A 17,583-nucleotide genomic window follows, 5' to 3' on the forward strand; every position below is an offset into this window, starting at 1 on the left:
GCTGAAAAATCCCGCACGGCCCACCATCTAAATAAAAATCCCATACCAATAGATAGACCATTACTCAGTAGTAAACTCGCAGCTCCCTCGATAAGCTGGTTGCAGGTTCGACCCGTAGGGTGAAGCCGAAGGCTGAAAAATCCCGCACGGCCCACCATCTAAATAAAAATCCCATACCAATAGATAATCCATTACTCAGTAATAAACTCGCAGATCCCTCGATAAGCTGGTTGCAGGTTCGACCCGTCAAAGAGGGACGTCTAAAGGCACTTTTCTTATTCTTATTAACTAATAGATTTAAAAAAGAGCAATAAGCCAGTTAACTAAAATAGGAGATCATTAAAATATTAACATTTTAGAGAATGTGACGTAATTAAACTATGTACTATTTTATTATCACAATAGTTAATTGAGTCGTTGGGTTATTGAAAATGGCAATACAATAAAATTTGTCTTATCTTAGAGAAATGAAATCGCTGAAGGTACAGTAGTTAGATTTAAATGTCTTTATATTCAAATTTAGTAGACTATTTGTTTGTCGGTTTAATCTTTGGGGTCAAAAAAACAATTAAACTAAATTAAATACGTCATTTATTTTTCATATTTTTGTGATGTTCATCAAGTAAAGTGAATACTAAACGTTTTTAACGTTAATGTTTTGTTATCTTGAATAGGCTAAGTGAGTAAATTTCTAAGGCTACTTTAAAAATCGAGCAAATTTAATGTGGGTTGTAACTAAATATCATCAATGTATGTCATTGATAGTAGATAGTAGAATATGATTATATATATAAAATGTATAACTTTTACCTTATTTTACAGAATTTAATCATTTATCTCACTTCATATACTCATAAAACGAATATGTTGAAAAGCAATCATCAAATTTGTTACAGTGTTAAATTATTCTGTTTATTTCCTTTATTTTTGGATTTTTTATCGGGCAAATGACTACATTTTAGTGTATTGTTCTGACCATGAACTGTCGGTACTGCAAGGTACGCTCATTACTCACTTATCGCTTAACCTCTTAACTAATTGAAATTATTGACTTAATTTTAATACTTAAATCATATGTAATTATCGTAATTTTTTGTTACATAGTTGCAATGTCATTTTTAGACTAGTTGAAACTAATTAGATGGCTAGTATATCATTCGTCTCGAGATATATGCTGAATCGTTAGTATCATAATTAATGGCTATATCCATATAAAGATAACAATAGAGAAACGCAGTGAAGTACCTGCTGTTTTTTAATTCAATAATATAAATTGAAGCGAGAATGTTTATGAATACAAAATATCCTGTCGCTTGTGCAGTTGGACAAAAAATAAAATCATTGAGAAAAGCTCAAGGCTTTACTGTCTTTCAGTTAGCTAAAGAGATTGATATCAGTGAACAACAACTATTTCGTTATGAGCGCGGTGTGAATCGTATCGATATAGATTGTCTAGTGCGAGTATTGAAAGTATTAGATATTAACATGGGCGAATTCTTTAGTGAGATTCTGCATGATGATGTCCAGTCAGTAGAGAGCAGAGAAACAAAAGGATTTGATGATTCAGTTTATTCTCTAGTTTAATAATATATTTAATACTTATGTTTCAAAATGGAACTTAATTAAATTTTGATTTCTTAATTGCTTCAATTAAGGGCATAAGTGTGCGTGTGGTTATTATAATTATGCTAATGGTCATACTCATATATTATCTTCTCTCGAATAGCGTGTAATTATGAAAATAAAAGCCCATTACGGGCTTTTATTTTATCTAAGATATATTTTTTGGTTATTAATATAAATTTAAGTTGAACATAAGTTTTAATGAATAACGTAAATAGCATAAAGAAAATGGAAATTCATTAGTCTCTACCATCAATAGGTTCTAATATTACAGTAACAATACGAGTATCGATCATTTCAACTATCTTCAGCTGTAAATGTTCTAATTTTATCACGCTGCCTTGAGTTGGTTCAGTTGTAGTATTGGCATAAATAAATTTGTCTAATGTGATATCGTCATTTTCGTCAATACGTATGCCATAAGAAGCATATATCTCATTTAATCGAGTTGTACCTTTAAGACTTAAGCCTGTAGATGGTAATTCTACAGCCTCAAACTCAGGTGATATTTTTTCTGAAAAAAGATGTTCAAGAAAAAGTCTGTTCTCAGGTTTAAGGACAACAAATAAATGGTCATTAGCAAAAAGTTGTGTTGAACCTCTAGGGGGTAGTACTGATTTACCTCGAGTGATCATTGCAATAACAGTTTGGTCAGGTAATGCTAATTGAGATAAGCGTCTACCTACAGCAGAACAATCTTCACCTAATGTATATTCCACTAAATCAGCATCTATTTGGTCTACAGCAGTAATATCTAAAGTTGCAGCCGGAATAAGCGGTGGTGGCTGCATTAAATTAAGCTTACGTGCGACATAAGGTAGTGTTGAGCCTTGCAAGGTTGCTGAGATTAGTACGACGAAAAAGACAACATCAAAAATTAAATTTGCGCCGGGTAAGCCGTAAATAAAAGGAAAAATAGCTAATATAATTGGTACTGAGCCACGTAAGCCAACCCAAGAAATTAAGGCTATCTCTGGTTTAGGGAAACCAAATAGTTTTAGTACTGGAATAACGGCAAGTGGTCTGGCTACAAAAGTGAGTACTAACGCGATAGCTAGGCCTTCAAGCCATACTTCGAGCAATGAACTTGGATTGACTAACAATCCTAACATGACAAACATAATGATTTGGCTAAGCCATGCTAAACCATCATGAAATAAAAATGTGTTGCGTTGGAAAACAAATCGATGATTTCCAATCACGACACCGGTGACAAAAATAGAAAGAAATCCGCTACCCTCTAAATTACTCGCTAATCCAAATGAAAGTAAACCACATGCTGCGACGAGTACAGGGTAAAGCCCCGTTGCCATTAATTTAATTTTGTTAATTATCTTAACGGATACCCAGCCCACCGTTAGACCAATAACAGTGCCAATGCCCATCTGACTGAAAAATAGCAAGACCAGCTCACTACCTGAAGCTTGTTGGTTCATTAATAGTTGTAATAACCCTACGGTGAGAAAGATAGCCATTGGGTCATTTGTTGCACTTTCAATTTCGAGTGTTGATTGAAGACGTTCATTGAGGTAAATTCCGGCGTTTCGTAACAATGAAAATACGGCGGCGGCATCTGTTGAACCCACAATCGCACCTAATAAAAGACCTTCAAGTAATGGGATCCCTAAAATATAAGCGGCAGCGACTCCCGTTACACCAGCGGTGACTAGAACGCCTAAAGTGGCAAGAGTAAATGCAGGTTTCCAGACTAGGCGAATAGATTTTACAGATGTTTGAAGTCCACCATCAAATAAAATTAAAGCCAGAGCAAGGGAGCCAACAGCATAAGAAACATTAACGTTATCAAAGGTGATCTTTCCTATTCCATCCTCGCCTGCAAGCATACCGATGAAAAGGAACATAACTAGCATCGGCAGGCCGAGCCTTGCGGATAATTTACTCGAGAATATACCGAGTAGGATGAGTATTGATGTGAGTAGGATTAATTGTTCAATTGTAGGCATAATCAGTTTAATTTGTAGGTGAATAAAACGCTGACGATGCATCGCAAAGCGCATGTAGGTAATAATAAAGCACAAAAAAATAATAAAATATTTAGCTAATGGCTATTTTCATGACATACCAAGAGCAAATATTAAAAGGTATATCATCATGATTATAATATAAAATACTCAAATAAATTGTTATTTTGTCGCATTATAAATAATTAATATGCAATTTATTCCAACGATGAATATCATTACAGCTAGACTAATCGATTCAACATTGATGGGTATTGATAGATTGTTGATAGATGCCATTGCTGAGCATGTTGATTAAACGTGAGTGCAGATAAAAGAAGGGGTTAGTGAATTGCATTGGTAGCATCGATGAAAAGCTAACAAGGTCGATATAATGATAATATCGACCTCAATTAAGTTAATGAAAGCGTGCTTTCTTCGCTAAGTAATCACCAATAAGTTGCATGCCTTGAACAATAATCACTAAAGTGACTACCGTGATTGCCATCGCAACATTATCAAAACGTTGGTACCCATAGTTGAGTGCTAAATCACCGATACCTCCACCGCCAACAGCACCTGCCATCGCCGTTGCGCCAACTAATGTAATACTTGCCGCAGTCAAACTTAATATTAATGACGACTTGGCTTCGGGCAAAATAAAGTGCCAGATAATTTGCCAATTGGTTGCGCCCATTGCATCTGCCGCTTCAATGATGCCGGAGTGAACGCCAAGAAGAGAGTTCTCGACTAAACGTGCAGTATAAGGGGCAATATAAATAACTAAAGGCACAATCGCAGCAGTAGTTCCTATTGATGTTCCTACCATGAATCGTGTTAGTGGGATCATGGCAACTAATAAAATAATAAAAGGTAGAGAGCGAATAGTATTTATAATAGGGTTAACAATTCGATAAATACATTTATTTTCCCAAATACCGTCCTGCCTTGTTACAACCAGTAAAATGCCTAATAAAATCCCAAATAATGAGCCAAGTACAAGGGCAATACTTACCATGGTAAAGGTTTCTGACATCGCTAATAAAAATTGTTTACTAGTGAGTGCCGTCTCAAAAATTTGTGTCATAGTGCCCCCTTATTTACTGCTACGCCACGGAGACGTAAGAAATTCACCGCATCATCAATTTGTTCTTTCTCACCAATTATTTGTACAAACATACTGCCAAGTACCACGCCGCTAATTTCTTTCATATTGGCAAACAAGATATTTATTTTGACAATATTTTGCACAATGAGCTCATTAACAACCGGTTCTTGAGCGGATTTACCCAAAAACTCTAATCGATACACATCTTGTTGATGTTCAAGATTGTGAAGAACACGTTCAGGAATTTCTTCATTTAAAACCGTACGAACAAATTTTTGTGTCGTTAAATGTTGAGGTTGAGCAAAGATATTTAATACGGTTCCTTCCTCTACAATTCGCCCTGACTCCATGACGGCAACACGATTACAAACTTGTTCAATGACTTCCATTTCATGAGTGACTAATAAAATTGTTATCTTTTGTTCACGACTGATTTTTTGCAGCAACGCTAAAATTGAGCGAGTTGTTTGTGGATCAAGTGCTGATGTGGCTTCATCACAAAGTAATATTTCAGGATTATTAATCAATGCACGGGCAATACCAACTCGCTGCTTTTGTCCCCCGGATAATTGCCCAGGATATTGATGTTTTTTATCGCTTAACTCAACGTATTCAAGGATATTATCGACTCGGCGATTGATCTCTTGCTTATCAAGTCCGAGCAGAACCAGTGGCATTGAAATATTTTGCGCGACTGTTTTGGTTTCTAATAAATTAAAATGTTGAAAGATCATGCCAATATTTCTTTTATGGGCACGAATTTCAGCAGGGCTGTGATGGGCAATATTTTGGCCATCAATAATTACAGCACCACTGGTCGGCTTTTCTAATTGATTGACTAAGCGAATGAGAGAGCTTTTACCCGCGCCGCTATAACCAATAAAACCAAATATATCGCCTTTATTGATTTGCAAATTAATATCTTGCAACGCAACTAAAGATTGCCCATCTTTTTCATATACTTTTTGGACATTTTGAAATGTGATCATGATTTACTCCACATTATCGGTTAGTTGCATACGTTCTGTTGGTGAAAGAGCGGCTTGCCATTCATCACCTAAAAGTTCTGCTTCAGTGCTTGTTTTAACTAAATCAAGATGTTGCTCTTGATAGGTGAGGTATAATTGAGCCGCTATATGGTCTGCGAGTCTTTCAGCACCGGTATTCGTGCCGGGTATTAAGCCAATGACAGGTCCCATGCTCAAAGACGCACTTAAATTAAAACAATAAAGTTTGTTTAATTCAGGCAAGTCACACCCTGTTTTAGGTTGTAATTCAAAATGTGAGCCAAGGTAGGGATGAGAGGCTAATTCACTATTCTCTTCAGCTTGCGGTGGCGTATATACATCACCCCAAGTTTGAATATAGGGCGTTAACTTATTAAAGGCGGTTTGTTTAAACCAATTAATACGATAACCCGTCGCTAATATAAGATAATCAAAGGTGAATTTATCATTAGCTGTTGTAACCTGTAATTTTCCATTATTTAATGCAACCTGTTTAATGGGGGAATTAAAGTTGAAATAGGCATTATCATGGCGAGAAACTCGCAATGTACTGCCATGTGGTGCCGGGGTTTTTGCTTTAGCGACATAATCGGCATAATGCCATTTTTGTGCATCAGAAAAATAAGCATATGCATGAGTGAAACCTGGATTTCCAGCAACCTTGCCACGGTTAACGCGGGGCATATCACTTGCACGAATTAATATTTCGACTGAATTTGCACCTTGCTCAAGTGCCGTGGCCGAACTATCCATCGCTCCCGCGCTATAACCAACGACACCAATATCTAGGCCTTTAAAGCGGCTATAATCACTACCAGCGTATGAGTGTTCCCAATAAGATGTTGGGATCTGTGCCATAAAGTCAGGGATGTTAGGCTCACTAAAAGATTCCATACCCGTTGCTAAGATGACATGCTTCGCGATATAGCACTTTGTGCCTTCCGGTGTGTTAAAGAAGAGTTCGCTGCCATTCGTGCTGAGCTGTATATCAATTAATTGATATTGATTAAAAACCTGAGGTTCAGTTATGGATTTGAACCACTGTAAATATTCACCCCATTGTAAGCGCGGAATTTTATCCAGCTTTTCCCATGCATCTTCACCAAATTGTACTTTAAACCATGCTTGAAAGGTTAGTGATGGTGAAGCAAGTGCAGGACCAACAACGTGTTTTGGTGAACGTAATGTTTCCATTAATGCGGGAGTTTGCCACGGGCCTTCTTTACCTGTTTTTGCTTGGTCAAATACTGTTGCATTAATGCCGCGTAATTTGAGTGCAAAAGCGGCAGTAACCCCCGACATACCAGCACCAATAATCGCGACATCAATTTGATGAAGTGAGTCTTTATTGGATAATGACCATGTCGCGATCGGTAAATTTAAATATTGTAAATCTAGTCTTATTTGCTCTTCCAGAGCGAGTAAACCCTCAATTCGTTCCATTGAATTACTCCTTGTTCTCTACAATTTCAAAGGGTTCACCGAGCGATAACATTAAGCGGTTGGCCCATGAAAAAAAGGCACTAGATTGGATTAAATCGACTAATTCCAATTCAGACAAACCTAACTCTCGCAGCCTATCAATTTGTGAGGTTGATGATTGAATTGGTGTCGCTGATAAAGATGCCACTAAATCAGTAATAGCGAGCAACCTATCATCAAAACCTTCAGCTAAAATAGAGCCTGTGGCTGTTGCTAATAATTTATCCACATCATTACGGCGCTCTTTTGCATATTGACTCGCTTTACGTGCATGGACGGAAGCACAATAAATACAGCCGTTAACTTTACTCACTACAGCGGCTGCATATTCACGTTCCCAACGCGGTAAACCGCCTGATGTATAGAAAACGCCGCGATCAATCAATGTACGAATTTCTAAAATTCTGCTGTGGTGGGCGAGTAATAAAAAATATTCAGAACTAAGTTGACCGAATTTTTTCATTACTTGAGCTTCATCTGCACTGAGTGTGTTTGTGGCTCTGGCATCTAACCAAGCCTCCCAACCCAATTCATCTTGTGTAAATGCGATTGGTGATGGTTTTCCATGCCGACTTAATGGACGACTATTCCATTTCCCAGCTTTAATTTTTGTTATATTGCTATGGTCACTATTATGGCCTTGCAATAAATTTAACCCCTCGACTAAACGGGCTTGATAGGTGACAAAAGTGATTAACTGGGCTAATAAAACAATATCTGCATTTTGCCAACCATGATCGGTTAATTGTTCAATGAGCGAATAATCGGTTTCTTTTGGCGACGAAGTTAATATTTGAAGATATTTTTTGGCGGCTTCGAAACCTGGTGTTGATGTAATTGGTGTTTGCGACAGCAACAGTTGGCTATAAAAATGGATTAAACTTTGGCTTCCTGTCAGCGTGGCGACTTCGAGAGCGAAATGATATTTCACATTGATAGGTAGTAGGTCTGAGGGCGTGGAAAAAATCGCCTCAAAAGCCGCTTGTGTATTTTCGGTCGCAACCAATCGTTCTTGGCGTATTTTTGCTAAATGAGATTCTGGCGTTAAATTAGTCAGGGAATCAATTAAATCATTATTAAAAATTGTCATAAAATAACTCACTTTTTTTAAACGTTTTTTTATCTCCTTCATTACATATCATGCACATCATTTATCGAACGAATGAATTGTTATATGCATATAACTAAATAGAATTAAAATTAAATTTATCTATGCTTTTAGTTTTAAGTTATAACGATCTGGTCTAAGTAGAATCAAAAAATTATGTCTATACTGCCCAAAATGTCATTACAGGGTTGTTACATATGTTAAAACAAAAATTAATAAGTCTTTCACTCATCGCAACTGCAATTGTTACACTCGTGGCGTGTGGTGATAATAGTGAGAAAGATAATCCAAATAAAAAACAAATTACGATTGGTTTTGGGGTTGGAAACTACATCGACCAAGTTGATAAAGGCATTGTGCCCATCTTAGAGAAAAAAGGTTATACAGTAAATTTGCGCCAATTTTCTCAAAACAGGCAAATAAACCCAGCGTTTGAAGAGGGGGCAATTGATGCATCGGTTAATCAAAGTCGTGCATATATGGATGCATACAATAAAAAAAATAATATCAATATGGTGGCATTGACGGACTCGCCAAGCGCGCCACAGAGCTTGCGTTCTAATAAACATAAGTCATTAGATGAAGTGAAAGATGGCATGATCGTCGCGTTATCAAATGATCCGGTAAATGCAGAGCGCGGTGCACGAATTTTAGAGCAATTGGGTTGGATAAAAATAAAACCTAATGTCAGCACATTAAGCTTCAGTGTGAATGATATTGAACCTGGAAAATATAATTTAGATATTCGTGAAACTGATGCCGCGCAAGGATTACGTTTATTAGATGATGTTGATTTTGTCGTGGTTAATGGTAACTATGTGGCAAGTGCAGGACAACGAATAGCTGATGGGCTTGTGGTTGAAAATTCACCATTAGAGCATCGTATTATCGTCACTGTATTACAAAAAGATGTCGATGCGCAGTGGGCTAAAGATTTAAAAGACGCTTTTGATTCTAAAGAATACGCAGATTATATTCGCTCTCAGCGCATATATGATGGATTCATTGAACCTGCAAGCTGGACTAAATAAATATTAATTATATTAAGAATAACCGCGTGATTAGCATTATTCTGCTTGCCGAATCATATAGTTTCTATGTGATTCGGTATATTTAATGTGAGTACTTAACGTTATTACAGTATCAGCTGTTTAGAACACATCTTATTAGTTAGCGTTTTCATTTCAAAACATGTTAGTCACAATAACTAAATGATATTTGAGAACTATCATTATATTTTTAATTATTTTTCGCATTATATCTTACTGCCAGTTTTCATTTCAAATTCAACATGAAAAACATTCGTATTAGAAGTGTAGACAAGTTAATTTAGTTATTTAATATTAAAATAAATAAATGTCATAACACAAAAATAATTGCTGGAAAGCGTTTAAAATGAACCAAACAGGGGAAACTAGATGGCTAATGAACTGATTAATGCACTTAATATACTTAAATCAAAAACGTGGATTGATTTGACTCACCGTTTTGATAAAGACTCACCTCATTTTTTTATGTTTGAACCTGCTGAATTCAAAACGCTATTTGGTTATCCCGACGGATTTTTTGCACAACAATTTACGTTTCCTGGGCAATATGGCACTCATATTGATGCATCATGCCATTTTGTTGAAGGAAAGCGTTATTTACATGAGTTGGAGCTTAAAGAATTAGTATTGCCGCTTATTGTGATTGATCAATCGTCAAGAGCGAAACAAGACCCTAATTTCTCATTTTCTCGTGAAGATGTAATCTTATTTGAGCAACAACATGGACAAATAGAATCTGGTACTTTTGTCGCGTTACGAACTGATTGGAGTCACCGCTGGCCATCTCAAGAGGCTATGGACAATAAAGATAAAGAAGGTAAAAACCAAATACCGGGTTGGGGAATCGATGCGTTAAAATTTTTATTTGAAGAACGAGGTGTTAAAGCCATCGGACATGAAACTTTTGATACCGATGCAGCAAAAGATTTTCGTCAAAATAATGCATTATTGGCTGAATATTATGTTTTAGAGCAAGACACGTACCAAGTTGAGTTGATGGCAAATTTAGACCAACTTCCGACTAGAGGGGCGGTTATTTTTAACGTTGTCGCTAAACCTAATAATGCGAGTGGCTTTCCGGTTCGCTCTTTTGCTATTCTTCCGTAATACTATTCTTACTTTAAATTTAAACGTGACTTTCTAAGTTAAAATGCACCAATTTGTAGGTAATAGCGCAAATTGGTGCCATCAAATTATAAAGCGATTAATATCCATGCAGCGGCAAGTAGCATACACAGCGCGGCGACAATACCACCTGATTTAGCAAATTCTGTAAATGAGATTTTCACGCCATATGCTGCGGATTGTTCGACAACAATGATGCCCGCTAAACTACCGAAAACAAATAAATTACTGGAAAATCCAGAACCCAAAACGAGTGCAGCGCCTAATGAATCCGCATTGCCGTCAGGAGATAAAAATGGAACCAGTAGCATTACTGATGGGTTATTTCCTACAATAGTACTGAGTACGCCAGTGACTAAAAATAAAACAATTGGATTATTTAATTCAACCCCATGACTACGCAAATCATTCAGTAATTGCTGTGGTAAACCAGTTGATGCAAAAGCCGCATTGACTACAAATAACCCCATGATCAGTAATAAAAGATTGCCATCAACCAGTTTTAACATATCACTTGAAGCGATAGAACGATTAAGCAGTAAAAAGCCTGCTGCGGTTAACGCAATGAGTTCCCTTGGAATATCAGTAGCGACAAAAGCAACGATAACAGCGAAGGTGATGATACCTGCTTTTGTTGTTTCCCAAATATTGAGTTTTTCTGATTGTGATTGTGTGCTAGGTATTTGTGTTGTTTCTTTCGCTAAATACCAACGGTTACGATAAAGCCAAACTAAAACTAACCAAGTGATTGGCAGCGAAAGAAGAGCAGGAATAGCCGCTGCTTGAATTAACCCAACAAATGAAAGGTCCAGACCCTGCGCTGCAATCATATTTTGTGGACTACCAATTAATGAGCCAGCGGCACCATTATTGGCGGCAAAACAGAATCCTAATAAAAAGGGAATGGGATTAAGGCCACGAGATAAGGTAATAGAGACTAATAAAGGCGTCATCGCCACGACAACGACATCATTTGTTAATAAGGCAGAAAGTAGCCCTCCTACTGCAATTAATACGGCAAGCAATGTTGGCGCACTAACCTTTAACATAGCAACACGGTCAGCCGTCCAACTATAAAAGCCAGAGACTACAAACGATGCGGAAACTACCATCAAACCAAACAACATACCTATAGTTCTATAATCAATTGAATTCCAAGCGTGAGGCGGGGTAATGCTACCTATTGCCATCATTGCCAAGGCACCAATAACCGCCGCACCTGTTCTATCAACTTTAAAGCCGGGTAGTTTGCCAAAACCCATTGCGATATAAACCAGTAGGAAAATAATAATAGTTAGCGTCATAGCAATCACATTTTTTGAGTTAAATTATGCTTAATTTAGCGGTGAATAACCATGGAGGCAAGATTAAATAATCTTTAATAATAATAAGTTGCGTTTATTCCTAATAATGAGCATCGCAAAAAGAATGGTCGCTGACGATATGTAAGATAAGCAAGAGTTGTTGACGAAAAATAGGCGTTTTAAAGCGTAAAGTGGTTTTTATTTAAACTTGAAATATATGCTGAAATTTTATTACAAAATAAATTATGCGTAAATAAAACTAATTTTAAATGAATTCAAATGTTAAAAAGGTCATGAACATGAAAATATTTCGTGATCAAAGTCACTAATTTATAAAAAACAGGCTAACAAAATAAGTGATCAGTATCACATAAAAAAGGCTTTTTGTGTAAAAATAACTCAATGTAATTAAATAACATGATTAATTTGTGAGGGGAGTCACTAATTGATGGGGGGGGATGGGGGGCGTAAAGTGATATCTATCACAGAAAGCCCGCGTGGTACGCATCAGAGAAAGGACATGCTAGAGTGAAAGTGTTCAAAAAATCTCACTAACGTTATTTGGCGATAACGTTACAACCTTATCATTCTCGTACCACGGGGTTCTATCATGGTAACATCAAATATCAAATTAAAGGTACAGAATTTTGGGCGCTTCCTCAGTAATATGGTGATGCCCAACATTGGTGCTTTTATTGCGTGGGGATTAATCACTGCGCTATTTATCCCTACCGGCTGGTGGCCAAATGAAACGCTAGCACAGCTTGTAGGACCGATGATCACTTACTTATTGCCACTATTAATTGGTTATACGGGTGGGCGGTTGGTTGGTGGTGAACGCGGCGGGATCGTTGGCGCGATCACGACTATGGGGGTAATTGTTGGTGCTGACATGCCTATGTTTATGGGGGCAATGATAGCTGGCCCTCTCGGTGGCTTTGTCATCAAGCGTTTTGACCGCTGGATTGAAGGTAAAGTTAAAACAGGTTTTGAAATGCTGGTGAATAATTTTTCATCAGGCATCATTGGCATGTTGTTAGCGATACTGGCTTATTTGGCCATCGGCCCACTGGTTGCGGGAATGTCCAAGATCCTTGCGGCTGGTGTAAATGTCATGGTGGAAAATAACTTATTACCACTTACCTCGATTTTTGTCGAACCTGCAAAAATACTCTTCCTCAATAATGCGATTAATCACGGTATATTTTCACCACTTGGTATTCAACAAGCATCTGAAACAGGCTCATCAATTTTCTTTTTAATTGAAGCAAATCCAGGTCCAGGACTTGGCGTGTTATTGGCTTATATGTTTTTTGGTAAAGGAAATGCAAAGCAATCAGCCTCAGGGGCGGCAATTATTCATTTCTTTGGTGGTATTCATGAGATTTATTTCCCTTATGTTCTAATGAATCCGCGTCTTCTTATTGCTGTTATTCTTGGCGGAATGACAGGTGTCTTTGTGATGAATGTTTTCCACGCAGGATTAGTTTCTCCAGCATCTCCAGGTTCAATCTTTGCAGTTTTACTGATGACACCAAAATCGTCATTAATTGGTGTGATTTTATCAGTCACAAGTGCAACACTCGTTTCATTCTTAGTTTCCGCAATCTTGTTGAGAAGAACTCGCGTAGGAGATGAAGATGAATTGGATAATGCGACGAAAAAAATACGTGAAATGAAGGCTCAATCTAAGTCTTCACATAAAAATTCTGAGAAGAATGAATTAGCTGCAAGTTTAGTCAATATCCGTCAGATTATTGTAGCCTGTGATGCAGGAATGGGATCAAGTGCTATGGGGGCTGGTGTTTTAGCTAAAAAAGTGCGTGATGCAGGTCTACTTGATATATCTGTCACCAATATGGCGATTAATGATTTACCTGATGATGTTGATATTGTCGTGACACATAAAGATTTAACGGCAAGAGCGAAGACTTTTGCACCGAATGCAATTCATATTTCCCTAACAAACTTCCTAGATGGGCAAACATATAGTGATTTAGTGACGCGTTTAATTGCTCAGAGAAATCCAAAAGCTGCAAATGACGGACGCTTAATTAAGCAAACTATTATTGCGGCTAATGATGAATCTTATCAAATGGAAACGCGTGAAGACGCAATATTCACCTTAAGTGCAAAACATATTCACTTGAATTTAAGCGCACAAAATAAAGAACAAGCTATTCGCTATGCAGGACAAAAGTTAGTTGAAGGCGGTTATGTTGAACCCGATTATATTGATGCCATGCTAGCGAGAGAAAAACTAACATCAACTTATTTAGGGGAGTCTATTGCGGTGCCTCACGGCACGATAGAAGCTAAAGATAGAGTTATTAAAACGGGCATTGTTATTTGCCAATATCCAAATGGTATCCAATTTGGTGATGAACCAGATGAAATTGCTCACCTTGTAATAGGAATAGCTGCACAAAATAATGAGCACATAGAAGTTATTATGCGAATTACTTCTGCGCTTGATGAGGCTGGTGTTATTGAAAAACTAAGCAAAACACAAAGCATTCAAGAAGTTCTCGAAATTTTATCCGCTCAAAGTGCAGCATAGGGAGACAAATCATGAAAGTTATTCATTTTGGTGCCGGAAATATTGGACGTGGCTTTATTGGTAAGCTATTGGCAGATGCAAATTCTCAATTAACATTTACAGATGTGAATCAACCTTTAATCGATCAACTGGCTCATCAACAGTCTTATCAAGTTCATATTGTTGGGCAAGAGCATCGTATTGAAAAAGTTCAACATGTTCACGCGATCAATAGTCAGGATCCAAAAACTATTGAATACATTGCTCAAGCCGACATGGTAACTACTGCTGTTGGTCCTCAAGTATTAGAAAAAATTGCGGTTACATTAGCGAAAGGCCTCTTGATGAGGAAGGAACTCAATAATAATAAACCATTAAATATTATAGCCTGTGAAAATATGGTCAGAGGTTCGAGTCAATTAAAGCGACACGTATTAGCTCAAATACCAGATAGCTATCATGAATGGATTGAGCGATATATTGGTTTTGTTGACTCAGCAGTTGATCGCATTGTTCCACCAATGGATGCTGCAAATGATGACCCATTGGATGTGACTGTCGAATCTTTCAGTGAATGGATTGTTGACCAAACTCAATTCATTGGTGATATTCCGATTATCGGAGGAATGGAACTTACTGATAACCTAATGGCTTTTGTTGAGCGAAAACTATTTACACTTAATACTGGGCATGCCATTACAGCGTACCTTGGACAATTATATGGGCACCAAACTATCAGTAGCGCCATTAGTGATCCGACGATTTGTGCAGTAGTTAAAGCAGCAATGTTAGAAAGTGGTCAAGTATTGATTCAACGTTATGGTTTTAATCCCGAGCAACATGCTCAATATATTGACAAAATATTAGGTCGTTTCGCTAATCCGTATTTACACGATGATGTTAGCCGAGTAGGGCGTCAACCGATTAGAAAATTAAATTCTGAAGATAGACTCATTAAACCATTGTTAGGAACGCTTGAATATCAATTGCCACATAAAAATTTGATTATTGGAATTGCTTCAGCGTTACATTTTAGATGTAACAGTGATCCGCAAGCGAGCGAAATGGCGGAGCTCATAAATGAGAAAGGAATTCGTCAGGCAGTGAAACAATTGTGTCAATTAGATGATTATCCGTTGATAGTTGAGGCTATTTGCGGTGAATATCAATTATTAGAGTCAATACGAAAATAACTTTGCAGATCAAGGTCTGAGTCTAGGATAATAATGACTTTATGGTGACTTAATCGGTCACCATAAAGTGAACAAAGAAGATGTTATGGAAAATAGACAAAATATAGAAAATCAAATTTTGGAGCGGCTAAATCAACGGCCGGAAGTCCATTTATTTGTTCAGGAAGTGATTATTTTGATCACAGAAGCTATTGATCAACTGATGCTAAAAGTTTTTCGTAAAGATGACTATGCAGTAAAATATGCTGTTGAACCCCTTTTAACGGGAAGTGGGCCATTAGGTGAACTTTCAGTGAGATTAAAACTATTATTTGCTTTAGGTGCAATTACTCGAGAGGTATATGAAGATATTGAGTTATTTTTAGCATTGAAAGGGTCTTTGCCTACCAATGGTATAGTTTTAAATTTTACAGATGATGAAGTATTAGGCAGTATTAAAATGTTACATTGTATGGAACCATTGCCTGAAATGATGCGATTTAATCAACCAGAAGATTTAGTTGATAAACAACTCATCGATTTACAGAAGTATCGATACCAACAAATGATAAAGTCATCATTAGTCCTATCGGTAACCGCTTTAATTGCACAAATTTTAGAAACTGATGTTTTTTAACTTCTTAACTTAATCTATTTCTAGTCTTTAATTACCTTCCGCTGATTAACAATGTTAATCGCTCTAAAAAATCATAACTTAATTCTCTATTTCATATGTAGTTTAGATATGAATGCTTTTTCCAAATGTTAATTGCCACTCTTAGTATAAGTTATAATATGATGGAGATAGATAAAGGATAACTACGATGCAAGAGGGCGGCATATGAATATTATTATCACACACCAAATAGCGGATGAAGATAGGAACGCAGTTTTAGCTGGGCTAAGGCAGCATAATATTCAATATGTTAAAGAAAATAGTTTTGGTCAATTGGCTGTTTATGCAAAAAATGAAATAGGTATGATAACCGGTGGTCTACTTGCTTCGACTAAAGGAAACTGGTTATGCATTGATTATTTATGGGTCAGTGAAAATGCAAGAAAAAGCGGTTTAGGCCGTACTTTAATGACAAGTGCAGAGCAGGAATCAATTAAATTAGGCTGTAAACACGCTTTAGTTGATACATTTAGTTTCCAAGCATTACCTTTTTATGAAAGGTTAGGGTATATACAACAAATGAGCTTACCCGATTTTCCTGAATTAGGTATGCAAAGACATTATCTAACTAAACGTTATGAATAAAAAGTTATTGTGAATTAGGGCATAATTGGTTTGATCAATAAATATTGTGCTGCGTAATCGGGTAGTAGTGCTTTTATTTTATCCAGAGTAATTTCTGTCATGACACCACTTATTGGTACTTGTTTACCTGTTTCAATGAAGCTATTTTCTGAACAAAAAAACTGATTAGAAGATAGTGATTTGTTTGGCGAGGTAATTAGTGGCTTATTGTCAGGGCGATTAATAAAATGGTTAGAGAAAACAAGATAATTTTTAACATTAATGGCTTTATCTTTTGTATCAATAAAATTTTGCCAATAGCTAATTAAAGCATCAGATAAGTAATTATTAAAAATAAAGGTATCCTGCATGATCAACCATTGTTCATCGACATTATCATAAGGACGCGCATTAAATGAAATCTGATTAAGATAATTACCTGCAAATACAAGCCCTTTAGCATTACGAAATTTTAATTGACCGGATGCTCGATCGTCTTTTGGCCAGCCAGAAAAATAATTTTGAATGACTTCAACTTGCGTATATTGCTTAATATAAACACCATGATCACGAGAAATATCATTTTTCCCAGTTTCAGGGTTATAGAGATAAATTTCGCTACTACCGGAAATAAAGTTTTTACGAAATATTCCTTTTTTTAAATTACTCGTCGAATACCAGCCTGAAACAAAGTTACCTTGAGCATCATCAAAAGACATTAATCCTTTATCTCTTAAACTTAAAAGTGTTGTGAGTAGTGTTTGTGTTTTATCATCAAGCCATGGTGTCGCTACATTAATATCTTCGATAGAGCCTAAAAAATTTTGCTCAATGAGCAAACCTGCCGCGTTACCGTAGGTGCTAA

Annotated in this window: 13 protein-coding genes and 1 pseudogene; 7 read left to right on the forward strand and 7 right to left on the reverse strand. The window is 36.7% G+C overall.

Annotation, left to right across the window (positions count from 1 at the left end):
* Window positions 1-1,290 precede the first annotated feature (1,290 nt).
* A complete protein-coding gene (locus ACTH6U_RS20600; RefSeq protein WP_294107888.1) occupies window positions 1,291-1,584 on the forward strand; it encodes a helix-turn-helix domain-containing protein in 294 nt (97 codons plus the stop codon).
* A gap of 278 nt (window positions 1,585-1,862) precedes the next feature.
* On the opposite strand, the gene ACTH6U_RS20605 is transcribed toward ACTH6U_RS20600, so the two are convergent.
* The 5 genes from ACTH6U_RS20605 to ACTH6U_RS20625 form a co-directional block, all read right to left on the reverse strand.
* Window positions 1,863-3,629, reverse strand: a complete 1,767-nt coding sequence (locus tag ACTH6U_RS20605; RefSeq protein WP_441833041.1) for a potassium/proton antiporter — start codon at window positions 3,627-3,629, stop codon at window positions 1,863-1,865.
* 373 nt (window positions 3,630-4,002) lie between these two features.
* Window positions 4,003-4,671, reverse strand: coding sequence for a methionine ABC transporter permease (locus tag ACTH6U_RS20610; RefSeq protein ID WP_434719235.1), 669 nt, complete (start codon window positions 4,669-4,671; stop codon window positions 4,003-4,005).
* Window positions 4,668-5,681, reverse strand: coding sequence for a methionine ABC transporter ATP-binding protein (locus tag ACTH6U_RS20615; protein ID WP_336430859.1), 1,014 nt, complete (start codon window positions 5,679-5,681; stop codon window positions 4,668-4,670). The genes ACTH6U_RS20610 and ACTH6U_RS20615 overlap by 4 nt, the downstream gene beginning before the upstream one ends.
* 3 nt (window positions 5,682-5,684) lie before the next feature.
* Complete coding sequence (locus ACTH6U_RS20620) at window positions 5,685-7,142, reverse strand: FAD/NAD(P)-binding protein (RefSeq protein WP_441833042.1); 1,458 nt, start codon at window positions 7,140-7,142, stop codon at window positions 5,685-5,687.
* Between the two features lie 4 nt (window positions 7,143-7,146).
* Entirely contained in the window at window positions 7,147-8,271 is a 1,125-nt protein-coding gene (locus ACTH6U_RS20625; RefSeq protein ID WP_441833043.1) for a CMD domain-containing protein, read from the reverse strand.
* A 215-nt stretch (window positions 8,272-8,486) separates the two neighbouring features.
* Between ACTH6U_RS20625 and ACTH6U_RS20630 the strand changes: the two genes are divergently transcribed.
* Both ACTH6U_RS20630 and ACTH6U_RS20635 read left to right on the forward strand, forming a co-directional pair.
* Window positions 8,487-9,320 (forward strand): MetQ/NlpA family ABC transporter substrate-binding protein, encoded by an 834-nt coding sequence (locus tag ACTH6U_RS20630; protein ID WP_294107901.1) that lies wholly within the window; start codon window positions 8,487-8,489, stop codon window positions 9,318-9,320.
* Between the two features lie 387 nt (window positions 9,321-9,707).
* On the forward strand, window positions 9,708-10,445 hold the full coding sequence (locus tag ACTH6U_RS20635; protein WP_441833044.1) for a cyclase family protein: 738 nt from the start codon (window positions 9,708-9,710) through the stop codon (window positions 10,443-10,445).
* 86 nt (window positions 10,446-10,531) lie between these two features.
* Here ACTH6U_RS20635 and ACTH6U_RS20640 read toward each other — a convergent pair whose 3' ends face one another.
* Window positions 10,532-11,767, reverse strand: a complete 1,236-nt coding sequence (locus ACTH6U_RS20640; protein ID WP_294107904.1) for an SLC13 family permease — start codon at window positions 11,765-11,767, stop codon at window positions 10,532-10,534.
* A 610-nt stretch (window positions 11,768-12,377) separates the two neighbouring features.
* On the opposite strand from ACTH6U_RS20640, the gene ACTH6U_RS20645 reads away from it, so the two are divergent.
* The 4 genes from ACTH6U_RS20645 to ACTH6U_RS20660 all read left to right on the forward strand — a co-directional run bounded on the left by ACTH6U_RS20645 (window position 12,378) and on the right by ACTH6U_RS20660 (window position 16,739).
* Window positions 12,378-14,327, forward strand: a complete 1,950-nt coding sequence (locus tag ACTH6U_RS20645) for a PTS mannitol transporter subunit IICBA (RefSeq protein ID WP_294107907.1) — start codon at window positions 12,378-12,380, stop codon at window positions 14,325-14,327.
* Between the two features lie 11 nt (window positions 14,328-14,338).
* Window positions 14,339-15,499 (forward strand): mannitol-1-phosphate 5-dehydrogenase, encoded by a 1,161-nt coding sequence (locus ACTH6U_RS20650; RefSeq protein WP_294350364.1) that lies wholly within the window; start codon window positions 14,339-14,341, stop codon window positions 15,497-15,499.
* An 85-nt stretch (window positions 15,500-15,584) separates the two neighbouring features.
* The gene (locus tag ACTH6U_RS20655) at window positions 15,585-16,115 is read left to right on the forward strand and encodes an MltR family transcriptional regulator (protein ID WP_441833045.1); all 531 of its coding nucleotides are present in this window, start codon (window positions 15,585-15,587) and stop codon (window positions 16,113-16,115) included.
* Window positions 16,116-16,319: 204 nt separating this feature from the next.
* Complete coding sequence (locus tag ACTH6U_RS20660; RefSeq protein ID WP_441833046.1) at window positions 16,320-16,739, forward strand: GNAT family N-acetyltransferase; 420 nt, start codon at window positions 16,320-16,322, stop codon at window positions 16,737-16,739.
* 14 nt (window positions 16,740-16,753) lie between these two features.
* On the opposite strand, the pseudogene ACTH6U_RS20665 reads toward ACTH6U_RS20660, so the two are convergent.
* Window positions 16,754-17,583 (reverse strand): annotated as a pseudogene (locus ACTH6U_RS20665) (hypothetical protein); the annotation flags it as partial.

Origin of the sequence: Providencia sp., from assembly GCF_052096715.1 — a bacterium.
Taxonomy (GTDB): domain Bacteria; phylum Pseudomonadota; class Gammaproteobacteria; order Enterobacterales; family Enterobacteriaceae; genus Providencia.

Coding starts and splice junctions, on each gene's coding strand:
- ACTH6U_RS20600 (WP_294107888.1), top strand. CDS start 1,291: ATGAATACAAAATATCCTGTCGCTTGTGCAGTTGGACAAAAAATAAAA.
- ACTH6U_RS20605 (WP_441833041.1), bottom strand. CDS start 3,629: ATGCATCGTCAGCGTTTTATTCACCTACAAATTAAACTGATTATGCCT.
- ACTH6U_RS20610 (WP_434719235.1), bottom strand. CDS start 4,671: ATGACACAAATTTTTGAGACGGCACTCACTAGTAAACAATTTTTATTA.
- ACTH6U_RS20615 (WP_336430859.1), bottom strand. CDS start 5,681: ATGATCACATTTCAAAATGTCCAAAAAGTATATGAAAAAGATGGGCAA.
- ACTH6U_RS20620 (WP_441833042.1), bottom strand. CDS start 7,142: ATGGAACGAATTGAGGGTTTACTCGCTCTGGAAGAGCAAATAAGACTA.
- ACTH6U_RS20625 (WP_441833043.1), bottom strand. CDS start 8,271: ATGACAATTTTTAATAATGATTTAATTGATTCCCTGACTAATTTAACG.
- ACTH6U_RS20630 (WP_294107901.1), top strand. CDS start 8,487: ATGTTAAAACAAAAATTAATAAGTCTTTCACTCATCGCAACTGCAATT.
- ACTH6U_RS20635 (WP_441833044.1), top strand. CDS start 9,708: ATGGCTAATGAACTGATTAATGCACTTAATATACTTAAATCAAAAACG.
- ACTH6U_RS20640 (WP_294107904.1), bottom strand. CDS start 11,767: ATGACGCTAACTATTATTATTTTCCTACTGGTTTATATCGCAATGGGT.
- ACTH6U_RS20645 (WP_294107907.1), top strand. CDS start 12,378: ATGGTAACATCAAATATCAAATTAAAGGTACAGAATTTTGGGCGCTTC.
- ACTH6U_RS20650 (WP_294350364.1), top strand. CDS start 14,339: ATGAAAGTTATTCATTTTGGTGCCGGAAATATTGGACGTGGCTTTATT.
- ACTH6U_RS20655 (WP_441833045.1), top strand. CDS start 15,585: ATGGAAAATAGACAAAATATAGAAAATCAAATTTTGGAGCGGCTAAAT.
- ACTH6U_RS20660 (WP_441833046.1), top strand. CDS start 16,320: ATGAATATTATTATCACACACCAAATAGCGGATGAAGATAGGAACGCA.